General features: G+C 59.2%; 15 protein-coding genes and 1 tRNA gene. 6 read left to right on the forward strand and 10 right to left on the reverse strand.

The window, feature by feature from the left end; all coding sequences use genetic code 11:
- Positions 1-24: 24 nt before the first annotated feature.
- A complete protein-coding gene (locus G4G28_RS24185) occupies positions 25-192 on the forward strand; it encodes a hypothetical protein (RefSeq protein WP_182990274.1) in 168 nt (55 codons plus the stop codon).
- Positions 189-554 (forward strand): VOC family protein, encoded by a 366-nt coding sequence (locus G4G28_RS24190; protein WP_183107902.1) that lies wholly within the window; start codon positions 189-191, stop codon positions 552-554. The genes G4G28_RS24185 and G4G28_RS24190 overlap by 4 nt, the downstream gene beginning before the upstream one ends.
- 116 nt (positions 555-670) lie before the next feature.
- Here G4G28_RS24190 and G4G28_RS24195 read toward each other — a convergent pair whose 3' ends face one another.
- The 6 genes from G4G28_RS24195 to G4G28_RS24220 all read right to left on the reverse strand — a co-directional run bounded on the left by G4G28_RS24195 (position 671) and on the right by G4G28_RS24220 (position 9,592).
- On the reverse strand, positions 671-2,077 hold the full coding sequence (locus tag G4G28_RS24195) for a right-handed parallel beta-helix repeat-containing protein (RefSeq protein ID WP_183107903.1): 1,407 nt from the start codon (positions 2,075-2,077) through the stop codon (positions 671-673).
- A complete protein-coding gene (prsR, locus tag G4G28_RS24200) occupies positions 2,074-3,435 on the reverse strand; it encodes a PEP-CTERM-box response regulator transcription factor (RefSeq protein WP_182990276.1) in 1,362 nt (453 codons plus the stop codon). The genes G4G28_RS24195 and prsR overlap by 4 nt, the downstream gene beginning before the upstream one ends.
- A 13-nt stretch (positions 3,436-3,448) precedes the next feature.
- Positions 3,449-5,530: an XrtA/PEP-CTERM system histidine kinase PrsK gene (gene prsK / locus G4G28_RS24205; protein ID WP_182990277.1), complete on the reverse strand. Its 2,082-nt coding sequence runs from the start codon at positions 5,528-5,530 to the stop codon at positions 3,449-3,451.
- 179 nt (positions 5,531-5,709) lie between these two features.
- Positions 5,710-7,113, reverse strand: a complete 1,404-nt coding sequence (locus G4G28_RS24210; protein ID WP_182990278.1) for a TIGR03013 family XrtA/PEP-CTERM system glycosyltransferase — start codon at positions 7,111-7,113, stop codon at positions 5,710-5,712.
- A gap of 27 nt (positions 7,114-7,140) precedes the next feature.
- The gene (locus tag G4G28_RS24215) at positions 7,141-8,196 is read right to left on the reverse strand and encodes an SDR family oxidoreductase (RefSeq protein WP_182991664.1); all 1,056 of its coding nucleotides are present in this window, start codon (positions 8,194-8,196) and stop codon (positions 7,141-7,143) included.
- Between the two features lie 103 nt (positions 8,197-8,299).
- Positions 8,300-9,592, reverse strand: a complete 1,293-nt coding sequence (locus G4G28_RS24220; protein WP_182990279.1) for a nucleotide sugar dehydrogenase — start codon at positions 9,590-9,592, stop codon at positions 8,300-8,302.
- A gap of 424 nt (positions 9,593-10,016) precedes the next feature.
- Here G4G28_RS24220 and G4G28_RS24225 point away from each other — a divergent pair, with 424 nt between their 5' ends.
- Positions 10,017-11,102 carry a GNAT family N-acetyltransferase gene (locus G4G28_RS24225; RefSeq protein ID WP_183107904.1) on the forward strand — a complete coding sequence of 362 codons (1,086 nt, stop codon included), beginning with the start codon at positions 10,017-10,019 and terminating at the stop codon, positions 11,100-11,102.
- A gap of 148 nt (positions 11,103-11,250) precedes the next feature.
- On the opposite strand, the gene G4G28_RS24230 is transcribed toward G4G28_RS24225, so the two are convergent.
- A tRNA-Arg gene (locus tag G4G28_RS24230) sits at positions 11,251-11,326 on the reverse strand.
- A gap of 103 nt (positions 11,327-11,429) precedes the next feature.
- On the opposite strand from G4G28_RS24230, the gene G4G28_RS24235 reads away from it, so the two are divergent.
- Positions 11,430-12,395, forward strand: coding sequence for a site-specific integrase (locus G4G28_RS24235; RefSeq protein ID WP_182990281.1), 966 nt, complete (start codon positions 11,430-11,432; stop codon positions 12,393-12,395).
- A gap of 259 nt (positions 12,396-12,654) precedes the next feature.
- Here G4G28_RS24235 and G4G28_RS24240 read toward each other — a convergent pair whose 3' ends face one another.
- The 3 genes from G4G28_RS24240 to G4G28_RS24250 form a co-directional block, all read right to left on the reverse strand.
- The gene (locus G4G28_RS24240) at positions 12,655-13,986 is read right to left on the reverse strand and encodes a hypothetical protein (protein ID WP_182990282.1); all 1,332 of its coding nucleotides are present in this window, start codon (positions 13,984-13,986) and stop codon (positions 12,655-12,657) included.
- Positions 13,987-14,053: 67 nt separating this feature from the next.
- Complete coding sequence (locus G4G28_RS24245; protein WP_182990283.1) at positions 14,054-14,344, reverse strand: hypothetical protein; 291 nt, start codon at positions 14,342-14,344, stop codon at positions 14,054-14,056.
- Positions 14,345-14,704: 360 nt separating this feature from the next.
- Entirely contained in the window at positions 14,705-15,250 is a 546-nt protein-coding gene (locus G4G28_RS24250) for a recombinase family protein (RefSeq protein WP_182990284.1), read from the reverse strand.
- Between the two features lie 683 nt (positions 15,251-15,933).
- On the opposite strand from G4G28_RS24250, the gene G4G28_RS24255 reads away from it, so the two are divergent.
- The gene (locus tag G4G28_RS24255; RefSeq protein ID WP_183107905.1) at positions 15,934-16,767 is read left to right on the forward strand and encodes a hypothetical protein; all 834 of its coding nucleotides are present in this window, start codon (positions 15,934-15,936) and stop codon (positions 16,765-16,767) included.
- Positions 16,754-17,248: a hypothetical protein gene (locus G4G28_RS24260; protein WP_182990286.1), complete on the forward strand. Its 495-nt coding sequence runs from the start codon at positions 16,754-16,756 to the stop codon at positions 17,246-17,248. The genes G4G28_RS24255 and G4G28_RS24260 overlap by 14 nt, the downstream gene beginning before the upstream one ends.
- The last annotated feature ends 442 nt before the right edge of the window (positions 17,249-17,690 follow it).

Consider the following 17,690-nt stretch of genomic DNA (forward strand, 5'->3'; position numbering starts at 1 on the left):
GCCAGCTTCGTACGCCACCACATGATGTCCGACTGCCACGAAGAAGACGAGAGCGACTACCTGGACGACAAATTCGGCTACGTCTGCACCCAGGCTTGCGGCCGGGCCGGCGTGCCGCGCCGCCTCGATGCGTTCTACCCGTGCTGGCGGGCCGCCATTCACTGCACACCAACGGACTGGAGCACCACATGAAACGCGTCACCGGCATCGGCGGTATCTTCTTCCACGCGCAAGACCCGGCTGCCCTGCGCGCCTGGTATGCGCGCCACCTCGGCATCGAGGTCCTGGCCTGGGGCGGCGCCGCCCTTCCACCCAGCGCCGGCCATACGATCTGGTCGATCAATGCCGCCGAGGATGGCGGCTTCGCACCAGGCCGCGCGTCCTTCATGATCAACTACCGCGTCGACGACCTCGACGCGCTGCTGGCGGCGCTGCGCAGCGAAGGCTGCCAGGTGCTCGACGAGACCAGCGACTCGGAATACGGCAAGTTCGGCTGGGTCATCGATCCCGAAGGCAACAAGGTCGAACTCTGGGAGCCGCCGGCGGGGCAGTAAGCAGCGAAGGCCCCTTCACCGCGCTCGAATGAACCCGGTTCCTGCCAGTTGGCGGCCGCACGCCGCCAACTGGCGCAGACCACGCCAACCAGAACATCCGCCCCTTGGGGTGAGCCTTATTCGGCGCGCAGGCAGGCGCGGAAATCGTCGAAGGCGCCATGGCTTGCCTCTGCGCCGCGCAGGCCGCCGCACAGGTCGGTGCTGCCTGGCGCCGCCGCACGGCGCGGCGCACCGGCGTGCCAGCGCAGGTCGAGCCGGCCTGGCGCGAAGAACAGATCGCGCTGCGGGTGGCGCCCGACGTACAGCCAGGCGATCGCGCTAGCGAGGTTGTCGCCAGGGTGGACGCTGCCGCCGTCGTCGCTGCGGATCGGACCGTCGACCAGGTTGCCATCGACGGTGGCGCTGCTGGTCGGGAAGCGCACCTGCACCCCGGCCGTGTCGAGCAGGGTGTTGTCCACTATCCGCGTGTTCGCTGCGCTGTTGAGGTAGATGCCGACATCGGAACAGCCGGCCACCAGGTTGGCGCGCAGGGTGCCGCCGTCATGCTCGGTGATGCAGCGCCCGTCGCGGCAATAGCGCTTGCCGGTGCCGCCGCCGCCAAACGAGATGCCGACCCGCTGCCCCGGCTGGTCGGCCAGGCGCGCTTCGCACAGCACCACGTTGCGCTCGATGAGGGTGCGTTCGGCGCCGCCCTTGGCGAACACGCCATAGCTGATGCGGTCGCCGCCGGCCTTGACAAAGTCCTGGACCAGGTTGGCGCGGATGACCCAGTCGCTGGCCGCGACCAGGTCGATCGGCGTGACGGGACCACCGGTGCGCCGCGGTGCCGCATTGGTCAGCGTGTTCGCTTCGATCAGGCCGAAGTCGGGGAACTGGCCGCGCAGGCCGTTGATTTTAATGTGGGCGTGGAAGTCGCGCAGCGTGTTGTTGCGGGCGACAAAATGCTGGGCGGCGCCGACCACGTGGAAGGCATGCTGGCAGCTGTCGCGGCGGCAGGCGCCGCGGATGTCCAGGTTTTCGAATTGCCAGTGCGGTGCCGTGACGACAAACCCTTCGGCGGCATCGAACGCGATGCGTACCGTGCCCGGACTCTCCGCGCGCACCACGATCGGAGCGGCAGCGCTGCCGGCACGGCTGGCGTACAGGTTGCCGCGCACAGCATAGTCGCCGGGCAGGAAGGTGATGACGTCGCCCGGTGCGGCTGTGGCGAAAGCGCGCCGCGCTTCTTCGCTGGAAGCCACCTCGCGTATGGCACCTGCGGGAGCGGGGCTGCTTGCCGGCTGCGCGCCCAGCACCAGCGGCGGCGGCGTGAACGGCGCAATGTTGCCGCGGTCGAGCCGCAGCAGGGTTGCGGCGGCGGCGCGGCCCGCGCCTTCGATGAAAGGGTTGTGGCCACCAGTGCGCTTGAGAAGATAAGGGGCCAGCGCGCGCGGCGTGGCCCCTTCGGACTGCAGGTAGACCAGGGCACCACCGCCAGCCGCCGCCAGCAGCAGCGGCAGGGCCAGCAGGCGCGCCAGCTTCATGCAGCGGTCTTGATGTTGTGACGGCTCATCAGGTCGTACATGGTCGGGCGGCTGATGCCGAGGATTTCGGAGGCCTTGACGATGTTGCCGTCGACGCGAGCCAGCGCTTTCACGATGGCCTTGTACTCGGCCTCGTCGCGCACCTGCCGCAGGTTGATCGGCTCTTCTTCCAGGCCCTCGCCCGGCAGGCCGAGGTCGTCGGCGACGATGGTGTTCCCGTCGGCCATGATCACCGCGCGCTTGATGTAGTTTTCCATCTCGCGCACATTGCCCGGCCAGTTGTAGGCTTCGATGGCGGCGATCGCGTCCGGCGCGAAGTGCAGCGAACCGCGCGACTCCTGGGCGCAGAATTTATTCTTGAAGTGATGCGCCAGCAGGGCGGCGTCGCCTTCGCGCTCGCGCAGCGGCGGAATGGTCACCACGATTTCGGACAGGCGGTAATACAAGTCTTCGCGGAAGCGCCCTTGGGCGCACAGCTCCTTGAGTTTCTGGTGGGTCGCGCAGACGATGCGCACGTCCACCGGAATCTCTTCGTGGCCGCCGATGCGCTCAATCACGCGCTCCTGCAGGAAGCGCAGCAACTTGGCTTGCAGCGGCATCGGCAAATCTCCTACTTCGTCGAGGAAGAAGGTGCCGCCATGGGCCAGTTCGACCTTGCCCTTGGTCTGCTTGGCCGCGCCGGTAAAGGCGCCCTTCTCGTAGCCGAACAATTCGCTCTCGAGCAGGTTTTCCGGAATGGCCGCGCAGTTGATCGCCATGAAGCGCTCTTTCGCCCGCGGCGAGAGGGCGTGGACGGCGCGCGCCAGCACTTCTTTACCCGTACCCGATTCGCCCAGCAGCATGACGGAAGCGGAGGTCGGCGCGACCTTTTCCACGTTGCGGCAGATCTTCAGCATCGAGGGCGCGCGCGAGATCACGCCCGACATCGGCGAGTCGGCCTGCTGCTGTTGCATGCGGCGGTTTTCCTGCTGCAGTTCGTGCAGGAAGAAGGCGCGCTGGATCACCAGGTTCAGCACTTCCGGGTCGCAGGGCTTCTGGTGGAAGTCGTAGGCACCGAGGCCGATCGCCTTGACGGCGTTGGCATGGTCCTGGTTGCCGGTCAGGACGATCACGCGCGTGTCCGGCGCCAGGGCCAGGATCTGCTGCAGGGTCGCCAGGCCCTCGGTCGAGCCGTCCGGGTCGGGCGGCAGGCCCAGGTCCATCGTCACCACCGCCGGCTCATGGCGGCGGATCTGCGCCAGCGCCGCTTCGCGATCGCCGGCGACGACGACTTCATAGGCGTCCAGGCTCCACTTCAGCTGCTTTTGCAGGCCGGGGTCGTCTTCGATGATCAGGAGTTTCTGCTTGTTCTGTGTCACGGTAATCCTCGGGTCAAGCTGCCCGTTCGGCGAGCAGCGCATCCTGCTGGTACAGCGGCAGGATGACTTTGAAAGTGGTGCCGAGCGTCGGCTGGCTGGATACTTCCAGGCGGCCGCCCAGCTCATGAATGTATTCGCGGCTCTCGAAGACGCCGATGCCCATGCCGGCCGACTTGGTCGACTCGAAGGGCTTGAAGAGGCGCTCGCGGATGAATTCCTCGCTCATGCCTTCGCCGGTGTCGGTGATCTCGATCTGCACGGCTTCGCCCACGCGCGTGAGCGCAATGCGCACGCTGCCTTCCTTCGGCGTGGCCTCGATCGCGTTCTGGATCAGGTGGCCGACGACGCGCTCCAAACGCTCGCGGTCGGCCAGCACGCGCAGGCCCGTGTCGAGGACGTCGAGCGTCGGGCGCGGCTCGAAGGCCGCCTTTTGCGCCATCGCCTGGCGCACCACCTGGTCGACGTTCAGCGGCACGGGCTTTTCCTGGATATCGATGCGGGAGAGTTTCTGCAGCATCAGCCGCATCTTCTGCACCGACAGCGACACCGTTTCCAGCATGTCGGCCTGGAACTCGGGATTGTGCTTGTGCTTCTCGGCGTTGGCGTTCATCAGCGACAGCTGCGAGACCAGGTTCTTCAGGTCGTGGACGACGAAGGTCGACATGCGGTTGAAGGACTCGAACTGGCGTGCCACCATCAGTTCGTTGGCGGCATCCTGCTGCGCCAGGTAGCTGGCCGCCTGGCTGCCGGCGATGTCGAGCAGGTCGATCACTTCCCAGTTCAGTTTCACGGGGCTGCGCGCGGTCTGCAGCACGACAAAGCCGAACAGCCGGGTGCCCAGCATCAGCGGCACCACCAGCCAGCCGCGCGGATAGCTGCGCAGCCAGTCGGGCAAGGTCAGGCCCTCGTATTTTTCCGGCTCCTCGGCATACTCGTTCAGGTCGATCACCCACTGGGTCGATTCGAGGAAGCGGCACAGCGAGGAATCAAAAGGTTCGATGGCGTCGATGGCCGGCACCTGCCAGTGCGCCAGCGGCTCGCAGGCGCCCGACTCGCGCCGCTGCCACAGGCCGCCGCCCGGGCTTTCGACGAGCGCCGCCACGGCCTGCACGGCGCGCTCGCCCAGGTTCGGCCCCGCTTCCGACAGGGTGCGCGTAAAACGCATCCATTCTTCGCGGTAGTCGTAGCCGTAGCTGTAGAAATGCTTGGAAATGAAGACCTTCAGCCAGGCGCGGAAGGTACCCGAAAACAGGATCCCCGCCAGCAGCAGCAGCGCGCCGAACAGGAAAGTCACCTGCATGACGGTCCCCCAGCTGCCGCCGAAATAGCGCAGGTAGTAGCCGGCCGAACCCATCGCCAGCAGATAGATCGCGGAGCCGAACAGCGCCGCCGAGTGGAACATCACGCGGCGCGACACCGCCAGCGGCGAGCGCCAGGATTTGGCACGGCCCATCGAGATGGCCAGCAGCGGCACGGTGAGCGCGTTGATGACGCCACGCGCGGCCCAGATATCGGGATCGACCTCGCGGAACAGCATCGCGTGGCTGTACAAATAAAAATCGTAGGCGAACATGCCGCCGATGCCGAGACAGGCGAACTTGATGGCCCAGCGTTCCTGGACATTCTTGTTGCGGTAGGTCTGCTCCACCAGCAGCATGCCGCCGACCGCCTCCATCACGCGCGCCATCACCGGCAGCACGCTGTTGACCAGGGCCAGGTTCCAGTAGCCGAACACCGCCGCGACCAGCGCCAGCAGGTAGCACACCGCCGCCACGAACAGGGTCGGCCGCATCCCCAGCGGCAAGCGGCTCCCCGGCTTGCGCCAGTCTCCCAGCAGCACCACGAGGAACAGCGACCAGGCGGCATTCCTCGCCACCTCGAAGCCATCGGACAAGGCCGTCCACATCATGAGGTCCGTCGCCGCCCAGGCCAGCGACCCCGCCCAGAACGCCGACGCCAGCACCGCCGCCACCAGCACCGGCCCATACGCCCGCCCGCGCCACCCCGTCAGGAGCGGCACGCCCAGGCCAACGAAGCCAATGGCGGCAAGGCCATAGCTGTAGGCGGCGATACTGGTGAGGGAGACACTATCCATGGTACGGGCGGAAGGCGATTCGGTTTAAAGCGGTTTTCCGAGCGACCTGCGACGCCACGTAAGGCTTGAGAAACCGTAGCGAGCGGAAGCCGTGTTGGCCGAGAAGCGCAGCTGTACAAGCGTACAGCGAGCATCGCAGGCCGACACGGCGACGCGCAGTAGGTTTATCAAGCCTTACTTCAGCGGCCGCTGCGGAAGAGGACTACTTTCAGGGTGTTGATCAGGACCAGGAAGTCCAGGAACAGGCTGTTGTTCTTCACATAATACAGGTCGTACTGCAGCTTTTGCAGCGCGTCCTCGGCCGAGGAACCGTAGCCGTAACGCACCTGCGCCCAGCCGGTGATGCCTGGCTTGATGCTGTGACGCACGTTGTAGTATGGCACGACTTCGATCAGCTGTTCAACGAAGTAAGGACGCTCCGGGCGCGGGCCGACGAAGGACATCTCGCCCTTGAACACGTTCAAGATCTGCGGCAGTTCGTCGATGCGGGTCTTGCGCATGAAGTTGCCGACGCGGGTCACGCGCGGATCGTTCTTGGCCGCCCACTGCGGCGTGCCGCCGCGCTCGGCATCGGCGCGCATGCTGCGGAATTTATGGACGAAGAAGCTCTTGCCGTCGCGGCCGACGCGCTCCTGCGAATAGAACACCGGACCGCGGTCTTCCAGCCAGACGGCAAACGCCGCCGCCAGCATCAAGGGGAAGGTCAGGACCAGGATCAGGGTGCTGCAGACCAGGTCGAAGGTGCGCTTCATGAACAGGCGTACGAAGCTCTGGTCGAAGCCGCCGCCGAACACGAGCCAGCTCGGCTGGATCGAATCGACCCGGATCTGGCAGGTTTCGCGCTCAAAAAAGGTGGCGGCGTCGGTGACTTTCAGGCCAGCCAGTTTGCAGTCGAGCAGTTCCTTGATCGGGAAGCCGCCGCGGCGGTTCTGCACCGACACCACGATTTCCGACACGTTGTATTGGCGCGCCAGCTTCACCAGCGAATCGCCGTCGCGCACTTTCAGCAGGTTATTTTGCGGCACGCACAGTTCTTCCCCGGCGCCCGGGATGAAACCGGCGATGTCGTAGCGGTGGTAGCGGTTGGCGCGCTGGGCCAGGTCGCTGCATTCCCTGGCCAGCGGACCGCCACCCAGGAACATGATGCGCGACTGCAGGAAGCGTGCTTCCGAGGTCTTGAGGAAGATCATGCGCGCGGTGAAAATGCCGATGGCCGAGAGCGCGAATACCAGCAGCATGACGCTGCGGCCGAACGACAGCTCCGGCGCCACGTAAAACACCAGGGTCAGGATCAGGAAACCCATCGCGAACGAGGGCATCAGCTTCATCAGGAACGGGTGGCGCAAGCCTTCCTCGAAATCGAGCTGGTACATGCCCATGGCGCTCATGCTGAACACGACGGCCAGCGCGAAAGCGACGGCGGAGGTAAAGAAATGGTCGAGTGAGGGCACGCTCATCGGGCCGCCAATGTCCATGTAGCGCAATGCGGCACCCGCATAGGCGGCGCCAAGCAGCACCATCACTTCCACGACCAGCAGCACCGAAACGATCTTCGATACGTAGTGGTTTGAAATCCTGAACACGTGAGCCTCCTTCTTTCTTACTTCTTCTTACTTACTCGATAGTGCGGGCGAATCCTGCTTCTGCAGGTCGCGGACGTACCAATCCATGGCCTGTTGCAGGCCTTCGCCGATCCGGTGCGTGGGCGCATAGCCCAGCAGCGTCGCGGCCTTGCCGATATCGGCCTGCGAATGACGCACGTCGCCGCGGCGGAAATCGACATACTGCGGCTGGTGCGCGTCCACGTGCGGGAAGCGCGGGCGCAGCAGGTCGCGCATCATCGCGTACAGCTGGTTCAGGCTGGTGCGCTCGTTGAGCGCGACGTTGTAGACCTGGTTGACCGCCTCGGTGCCGGCAGTCGCCGCCAGCAGGTTCGCCTGGACGACGTTGTCGATGTAGCAAAAGTCACGACTGGTCTCGCCATCGCCGTTGATGCGCAGCGGCGTGTTGCGGATCAGCGCGGCCACCCATTGAGGAATCACGGCGGCGTAAGCGCCATGTGGGTCCTGGCGCGGGCCAAAAACGTTGAAATATCGCAAACCAATCGTTTCCATGCCGTAAGTTCGGCCGAACACGTTCGCATACAGTTCGTTCACATACTTTGTCACAGCGTAAGGCGAGAGCGGATTTCCGATCACGTCTTCCACTTTCGGCAGCCCCGGATGGTCGCCATAGGTCGAGCTCGAGGCGGCGTACACGAAACGGCGCACTTTCGCATCGCGGGCGGCGATCAGCATGTTCAGGAAACCGGTGACATTCGTCTCGTTCGTTGCCGCCGGATCGTCGATCGAGCGCGATACGGAGCCGAGCGCCGCCTGGTGCAGCACGAAGTCGACGCCGGTACAGGCACGGGCACAGTCGGCCGGTACGCGGATATCGCCTTCGATGAAATTAAATTTCTTCCACGCATCCTCTGTGACAGATTCTTTCACCTGCTCCAGGTTGTGGCGGTGCCCGGTGGCGAAATTGTCGAGTCCGACTACTTGCTGGCCGAGCTTGAGCAGCGCTTCCACCAGGTTCGAGCCGATGAAGCCGGCGGCGCCGGTCACCAGCCAGCGGTGGCTTTGCTGGCCCAGCTGCTGCCTAACGTCTTGAATCTTATTCACAGTATTCCGAACACTTTCTCGATAACGCGGGGTAAATCGTTCGCGCCCGGACAAGCCGGGGGCAGGCGGCAGGCACATGCGCCGCCGCCCGGAGGACTACCTGTTACAGGCGCCAGACGCAGAAACCTGCTTCGCGCAGCGCTTGCTCGTCGAATTGCGACTTGACGTCGATGAAGCAGCCGCCGGTATTGAGCTTGGCTTCGAAGTCGGTCAGCGACAGGGCCAGCACTTCCTTGTGCGGCACGGCGGCGATCAGGGCGTCGGCCTTCGGCAGGGCGTCCCAGCTCTTTTCGAGCGTGATGCCATACTCGTGATGGGCTTCGTCGGCTTCGGCCAGCGGATCCCAGACGTGGACGTCGACGCCGTAGCTTTCCAGTTCGTGGACGATGTCGGCCACTTTCGAGTTGCGCAGGTCAGGGCAGTTTTCCTTGAAAGTCAGGCCCATGACATTGACTTTCGCACCCTTGACCTGGAAGCCCGACGAGATCATCGATTTGACGGTCTTTTCGGCCACGAACTTGGCCATGCCGTCGTTGATGCGGCGGCCTGCCAGGATCACCTGCGGGTGGTAGCCGACCATCTCGGCCTTGTGGGTCAGGTAGTAGGGATCGACGCCGATGCAGTGGCCGCCGACCAGGCCCGGGCGGAACGGCAGGAAGTTCCACTTGGTACCGGCCGCCTTCAGCACTTCCAGCGTATCGATACCGATCTTGTCGAAAATGATCGCCAGTTCGTTCATCAGGGCGATGTTCAGGTCGCGCTGGGTGTTCTCGATGACTTTCGCCGCTTCGGCCACCTTGATGCTGGAAGCGCGGTGCACGCCGGCGGTAATCACCGATTCATACAGCTGGGCGATGCTTTCCAGCGATTCGGCGTCGTCGCCGGAAACGACCTTCAGGATCGTCGTCAGCGTGTGTTCCTTGTCGCCCGGATTGATGCGCTCCGGCGAGAAGCCGACGTGGAAATCCTGCATCCACTTCATGCCCGAATGCTTTTCCAGCAGCGGGATGCAGACTTCCTCGGTGGCACCCGGGTAGACGGTCGACTCGAAGATGACGATGGCGTCCTTCTTCATGTGCTTGCCGACGGTGGTGCTGGCGCCGATCAGCGGCGTGAAGTCGGGGTTGTGGGCGATGTCGACCGGGGTCGGCACGGCCACGATGACGTAATCGGCCTGGGCCAGCATGGCCGGGTCGGTCGTCACTTCCAGGAGGCGGGAAGCCTGCAGTTGTTCGGTCGAGACTTCGCCGGTGGGGTCAATGTGCTTCTTGTAGTTCTCGATTTTTGCGGTCGACAGGTCGAAACCAATCGTCCGTACTTTCTTGCCGAATTCCACTGCCAGCGGCAGCCCGACGTAACCGAGACCTACTACCGCGACGACCTGATCTGCTTTCATTATCAGCTTCCGTTATCGAATAAAGTTTTGCTATTATGCTAATTTAATATAGCATGGGAACAGGACGCGCCTCAACCTCGTCACCCGCTTTGTACAACGCCCGCAACAGCCTACGATCTGCTGCGTTGTATTTACAGCTTCTGCTTCCGTTGTGTCCGGTTTCATGCATGGTAACTAGGTTGCCCAGGGCGACCATCGTGTCTGACGTGCCATCTCCTGCGATCCGCCGAGAAATATCGGTGTCTCATCAGTAGCACCATGCAATATTAGCATTTTCTGTCTGACAAGTTCCGCAAGAAAATGAATCGTGCGCGGCCTACACATTTGCCAACCGGTGCGCGAACCGGTGTTGTCAATCATTTACAATACGGCGCAAATATTATTGCATTGGTGAAAACACCGATGTTGACCGCTGGAGCCGCGTGTGAACCACCTCGAATTTGCTTACCTGAGTAACGATGCCCCCGACAACACGGCGCTGGACGCCTTCGTCCGCGCCCGGCCGGACGGCAGCGCCTATCACCTGGCGGCATGGCGCCGCGCCGTCACCGGCGCCTATCGTTATCCCTCGCAAGTACTGGTGGCGCGGCGCGGCGGCGAGATCGTCGGCATGCTGCCGCTGTGTTCGATAGCGCGGCCGTTCGGCAAGGCGCGCTGGGTGTCGCTCCCCTTCTGCGACCTCGGCGGTCCGCTGGCAGTCGACGCCGAGGTCGCCGAGGTTCTGGCGGCGCGCGCGCGGCTCGGCCTGAAGGAAGCCGGTGCGGCCGGGCTTGCCCTGCGCTGTTCGCTGCCGGCGGGGAGCGACGAAGCCGGGCTGGAAGGCCGCAAGGTGCGCATGCTGCTGGGCCTGCCCGACAGCGCGGCGGCCCTGATGCAGTCGTATCCGCCGAAACTGCGCAGCCAGGTGCGCAAGGCGGAAAAGAATGGCCTGACGTCGGAAGTGGCGGACGGCGCGGCGGCGGTCGCCGATTTTTACGATGTGTATAGCCGCAACATGCGGCGCCTTGGCAGCCCGCCGCACAGCCGCGCCTGGTTCGACGCGATCTACCGCCACTACAGCGCCGCCGGCGACATGTTCATCGTGATCGTGCGCCATGAAGGCAAGGCCGTCGGTGCCGGCTGGGTATTGACCTGCGGCGACAAGGCCGTCATCCCCTGGGCCTCGACCCTGGCCGACTACAACCCGCTGGCGCCGAACATGCTGCTGTACTGGGCAATTCAATCGCGCCTGTGCGAGATTGGTGTACGCCAGTTCGACTTCGGCCGCTCGACCTTCGGCGAGGGGACCTATAAATTCAAGAAGCAATGGGGTGCAGTGCCGGCCGCGCTCGACTGGCGCGAATGGGATGCACAGGGCGTGGCGCACCCTGCGCCTCCGATTACGGCGCCTGGTGCCAAGGGTGGCGCGGTGTCGAACCTGCGTCCGCTGGTGGAAAGTACCTGGCAGAAGTTGCCGCTGGCGGTGACGAACAGCCTGGGGCCGAGGTTGCGGCGCTATATCACGCTGTGATGCGAACGCTGTAGTGCGCACGCTGTGCTGCGCACTTTATCGTGCCAGCTTGTCATGGCGACAAACGGCGTGACGCAATGCCAGGCCGGGTAGCACGCCGGCAGCATCTTGCATTACAAAGGGAAGGTGAAGCAGGAGGGGTGTCAGGTGGTGCGGCTGGCTGGGATCGAACCAGCGACCCTTGGCTTCGGAGGCCAATACTCTATCCACTGAGCTACAGCCGCACGGGAAACTCCTGAGCGATGCGAAGGATACGCGAGAGCAGTCTGAGAGCAGTGAGAGCAGTGAGAGCACCCGGTTTAACGACGGCGACTTAGGAGAAGTCGCATGGCTGGTATCTGGCAGTACAGGGGCAAATGGAAGTGCCAAGTTCGCAAAGAAGGCTTTCCTTCGCAAAGCAAGACCTTCGAGACCAAGGCCGAAGCCGTTGCATGGGGTATCGAGGTCGAGTCCAAGATGAACCGAGGTACTTTCGTCGGGAAGACCACGAAGCAATCGACATCCATCGGTCAGATGCTTGCCCGGTATCTTGCAGAAGAGTCACCAAACAAGGCGTACTCAGCTGCGGACCTTTCCCGGTCGAAGCCGTTGATTGCGGCACTCGGGGCGTATCACGTCCACAACCTCACGCATACGGACCTCGCAAAGTACAAGCGTGAACGGCTTGCCCTGAGGTCGCCACAGACAGTAACGCATGAGTTAAACCTCTTGCATCGCGCCTACGTGGTCGCCAGTACCGAATGGGGAATCATTCTTCCCAATGGCGTTCCGAAGACCTCACGGCCTACACTGCCCCGTGGTCGCGGCGCTCGCATTCGACCTAACCAGATTGATCTGATTGTGCAAGCTACGGAGTCCGAACAGTTGAAACACATTGTCCCGTTGGCGGTCGAGACAGCAATGCGCCGATCCGAGCTACTGAGCATCCAATGGGAACACATCGATTTTGACCGTTGTTCGATCTATCTGGAGAAGACCAAGAACGGATTATCGCGTACTGTGCCGCTGTCCCCTCGTGCCCTCCAGGTGCTTCAGTGCATGCAGCAGGGCAAAACAGGGCCAGTGTTCACGCTTGCCGCCTCATCTGTCAGCCAAGCGTTCCAGAGGGCCGTAGAACGCGCAGGATTGGACCATGTACGTTTCCATGATCTTAGACATGAGGCTACGTCCAGACTGTTTGAACGCGGTCTGAACGTGATCGAGGTTGCACGGATAACAGGCCATATAACTTTGGCCATGCTGGATCGCTACACCCATCTTGATGTGCAGGGATTGGTACAGAAGCTCAGTTAGACGCAACAAATCCGCTTCAATAGCCTTGAGTTACCTTGTAAAGGATTCAAGGCATACCGATCAGCAAGACCGTATACGCAGCCGTAGTAAGGTCAGTGAATGGGGATGGCTTATCAGTCCCCCTAAGGATACCCATAGATATCTTAGCTCACTAGCTTACCTGTATCGCATACTAAACAGAAAAGATAAGGGTACCTAGCATTCCTTAGGTCGATGTGAGCAAGGCTGTCCCGCTGGCTTTGTGTAATGTGATTCATACTCAACCTGAGACCTCCTCTAGCTTAACAACTCCGTCGATCCCCGTATTCTCCTTGAAGACCTCAAGCATTACCGCTGTAGCTTGCTCTTGGTGGTCCCTAGCTACGATAACAGCGTCATGAACCGGCAGCGCAATGATGCCTTGCTTTAATAGGCGGGTAAGCACTTCCACTAGAATCTTACTTTCATCGTACAGCAACCGCATACCGATCCCCTGATAAAAAAGATCAGCAATCGGCATATGACGGATTGTAATACTGGAGGTAATTTCCCTGATACTTAAGTGCATAGGAAACAACTCTGCCGCTCCCCTCGGCTTTTTCTTCATCGGTTTGGTTCTGTGCAGCATTGAATTGAACACGACCTTTACACCATCACGGTATTGCTCAAGCCTAGGGATTGTATAGGCGTCTTCTCCATCGTAGTCTTTGCCAGCGAGTCCATAAAGTATCCGCGGGTTCATTTGTCCGAAGTCTAATGTTACTGTTGAGTCGCCCTCGATAACGATGCCTCGGCGCTCACGCTTGGACATGCTCTGCCAAAACCCTCCGAACAAACGTCCTCCCTGTTCAAACGACCCGTTATTGAAATACCGACGCAAGCGACGATCAGTCGCGTCTACCATCTGCTCGTATTTGGCGCACGGCATGTAATTCATATCGGCATCTGCAAGAGACTCATTGATGAAGCCCATATCAGCCCTATATGTGTTCGTCTGGGCAGTATCAGTGTATTGAAGCCATGCGCCGGAATCATTGTGGTCTTCCTTGGCACCCTTAAGGATGATTGTTTCCTGAATCTTGTCTAACTTGAAATCGTCGCAAGTCAGGCGGTACTCGATGATGCGATCCCTAAGCCGTTCGCCTGCGCGGATCGTCGATAACATACAATGGCTACGGTCAGAAGGCATCCATATCCCTTTGCGTTGTTCTGCGTATCCCATTTCAGGAGCGGTCATGTAGTCCAGCACGTTCTTGATAGTCTTGCTGATTGCTTTTGATTTGTATCGGTCATGTGACCCTAAAGCGGTGTTCGCCAACGAGATGGCAAGCCAGCCGCCAGGACACGTTAATTCCCTGTGGATCAAGTCGCAGATTAACGCTTGCACTTGATTGGTAAAGGTCTCGGAATCATCCGCCTTGCGCTTACGCTTGCGTGGGGCACGGTAATCTTCGTATGAAAGCAGCAGATGCGCCGCTTCGGAAACAACTAATGCAGCCTTTTCGGTTGCTGTGATTCTGAACCCGTTAAATGGACGATCAATTGGCTCAACCGGCTCTACATAGAGGGGTATTGCGAGGAAAGAGGATGCGAGGTTAGGTGTGGCATTCATTTTGAAATGCTTATTCGGAATTGGAGCGTCGCGACCCACCTGTGGCAACAGGCAGGTCTCAAGCCGCTCAGAAAGAAGTTGTGGCGTCAGCCGCATTGGCAGTATCAACAGCAGTCTTCGTGATCGCATCGAGTCGGGCGCAGACGTCTTGCACGCTCTTGTACGTCCAGTAGTGCCTCCTCGGCGTCCGATAGCCCCTCTCGTTGAGTTCGTGTGCCATTTGATGCGGCGTGAGTTCGGAAGCCTTAAGTTCCTCGATCTGCGCTTGCAAGGACAGCGCAAACTTGTCAGCCCTAGCGATCTTGATTGCGTTCATCGCTGCAAAGTGTGCGAGTTTTGGTGTAATTTCTTTGGTCATTTGTGGGTCTTGTCGTTTGAAAGTGGGGTTGGTTCACAGCGAGTTCGCCAAGCGCCCTCAGGACGGCTTGGTATAGCTTAGGTGTGGGTTTTAGGAATTCCCCTCAGAGCCACCCTAATCCCTTCTCAAAACGAATCGAACAAGACCCTGTATGGGGAGTCAGACAAGACGAAAAAAGGCCCCTATGAGGCTATACGTCAGCCGTAGGGGCATTGTAATTCTGTCAATGATCGTAGTTCCAGTTGTGTTCGGGCGCTCCCCTTCTCTTAAAGAAAGAGCGTTTTTGTCCACCCTATATTTGCATATTTTTTAAGCAGGGAAATGTAGGGGCATAGGGCTAGGTGCGCTGGAGCGCCTGAATCATGCCTTTAACATCCGGTACACACTCGCTACACCGATACCCAGCTTATCCGCTACAGCATCCTTGGTAAGCCCCTGAGCGACCAGCGACAACACCTCCGCCTTCTTAGCCTGTGCAGTAGGTTTCCGACCCTTGTACTTTCCCTCGGCCTTTGCTTTGGCTACGCCTTCCTTTTGACGTTCCAGCATGATTTCCCGTTCAAACTGACCAACGGCACCGAGCATGGTGAGCATAAGTTTCCCTGTGGGCGTAGAGGTATCCAGTCCGAGGTTCAAGACCTTGAGAGAGACACCCTTGGCTTCCAGACGCTGAACAATCTCCAACAGGTGCTGGGTATTACGAGCAAGGCGATCGAGCTTGGTGACAACGAACACATCACCTGACCGAGCAAAGCCAATGGCTTCCTCAAGCTCCCTCCGTTCGGCCACCGAAGAAACCTGTTCCTGGAAGACCCGTTCACACCCCTCAGCTTTCAGCGCCGACAACTGAGCATCGAACCCTGCTACCTGTTCCACAGTGGAAGTACGCGCATAGCCAATCAACATGGTGTTTCCCTATCAATGAACCCTTAGATGCAGTGATAATACCCTATCGAAAGCAAAAACACAATCCTATTGATAGACTTTTGGGATAGGTTCTCAGACTCTCACTAGGGCAGGGTTCATTGGTAGATCAACATGACGGCTAATGCCATTGAAGGATGCCCAGGATTTCCCATGGCGAAAGCGGGTAGATGGATAGGGCAGGGAACACCACCAAATAGAACAGCATCAGCAACGATGACCCTTGGTCGCCCCTTTGAAAAAACAGATCAGGCCAGAACAACGCCCCCCAGGGTCACCTTTTCGGGCAACTTCAAAAAGTCGGGTTTAGGCGAACATTGGTTGTTGATGTTGAGAAATCAACGAGTGAGGGGGTTTTTCCATACCCAAATACGGCCCCCCGGCCCTATGTCTCTTAGGTAGCTACAGGACCGCCCCGGCCTTGTGTCCCAGGAAAGCCCCTTAGTATGGGCTGGCGCTAAAACATATCTTATGAACCCTCAGGAAACATTCTATGGCACGTATAACTGGCCGGAACCTAAGATATAACGACTGTCACAGATACCTAGCCTTGCTTCGTCCATCGTGCGACGGCGAGCAATCGACAACCTCAATTGATAGTTTACTAACAGGTTACCGTTGATACATACTATGCTGATTGCTGCGCTAAAATTAATAGGAAACTCATGAATGACCGAACTGTAGAGACTGATTCATCCGAAGATGCTTGGGGTAACAGAACGAAGGCCGGGATGAAGCGAATCAAAAAGGCTTGGAAGCGCCTACAGCCGCAGACCCGCAGGCTTTTCATTGAAGATGGTTTTGACGATCATGGGGGCCGTCTAGTCCCCCCGGAAAGCTGGGATGAGACAGGCCATCTTGTCTATGCAATCGGTTTGTTTGAGGAAGCTGCAAGGGCAACCATACCAGCGAAGAGTGGCGACCCCATCCCCGGATGTTACAACGGGGACGAACTTCTCCATGAAGCTGCAAACTTGGTCTTGAATCGACAATACTGCGATCCAGAATTTACCGGCGTTGCACTACATGCATGCATGAAACAACAAGCTAGTAGTGCCGTCGTTAGCTTCTATTACAACGGCGGTGATCGCACGAAGACGAAGAGTGTTCTAGGCAAAGCGATAGCAGGTATAACCCTAAGTGTTGTGGTCGCGGCTTCCATTGGCAATGGGCTAGTAGAAGCCTTCAACCATGACGTAGGGTCCGCATCTATATGGGCATTCATTGCCATGTTCTGCTATGGAACCCTTAAGAACATGAACAAGGCGGACGAAGCGTCAAAGTGGGAAGTATCGTACACAAATTGGTCAGCGTTGATCTTTAGAGACTTCCATATCGGTACGGGCCAAGGTGTCGAACAGCAGCTACAACAATTTTTACGGCAAGGAATCCATGTGCATTCGGTACTGTTCGACCTTTGCGCTACACTTCAACAGGGTACAGACTTGAGCCGACGAGTTCACATAACGACTACAAGGGATCGACTTGAAGATCACTGACTATCTTGCAATCTACGCAGCAGCTTTGTCAACACTCGTCTTTCTTTGGAATTTGCGTCAAGCTCGACCGCGAATCAAGGTCACTATTCTTCCCGGACTAACGGACAAAGGGGAGACGCCACGCTTTGGCGCGTTTATCATCGTTAAAAACATGTCTCCCCTTGAGGTCCATCTTTCGGCGTCCCGCTTGCTTTACAGGCACAAGAAGCCAAGCCTTAAGGAAAAGCTAATGCACATATTGAAGTATCGGCAGATACCTAGGAACATCGGATGGGTCCAGTCTAGGTTTTCATACTACGATGTTGATGATGAATTTCCATTAAGCCTCGGGGCACGAAAGGCGCATAGGATTTTCATTCCCGAGTCAGCATTAGAAAAAATAGCCATTGAAAGCGGTGACCGAACAATAAGATGTAATATTCAAGACGAACTAGGGAACAATGTTCTGTCCAAAAAATTCACTTGGAACAAGCCGCGTTGAATTTTGTTTTTGCTGCCCCAAGCATAGGTACAACGGCAAGAAACGGCATACCCTCGTTTTTAGTGTCAGGGACATACCAGCAGCGCATTCAGGGGGGGGCAAAAGTCGATTCCTGATGGTGTTGCTAGACTTTCAACGGGTGCGTGCGTTCTTCTTTCAACAATGCACATATACCCTATGGTAGGGTAGATTTAGCATGTGCTGCTGGGAGACATACCCTAGATTTGGGGTATGTTTTGACTGCTGAGGGGGCGACTTATACCCTATATCTGGGGTAGTTCCTGAGCTAGGTGCTAGGCAACACAAGTAAGACAGGAGCGACGAAGAAACGAAAGTGTCCCTTCGCTGAGACAGTTCAGGCTTAGATACGGACCCGAGAGCAGCTTGAGAGCAGTGATCCGATATAATTACAAGTCGTCAAGGTGCAAGCCGTCCACCGACG

This window comes from Massilia sp. Dwa41.01b (assembly GCF_014171775.1).
GTDB lineage: Bacteria > Pseudomonadota > Gammaproteobacteria > Burkholderiales > Burkholderiaceae_D > Telluria.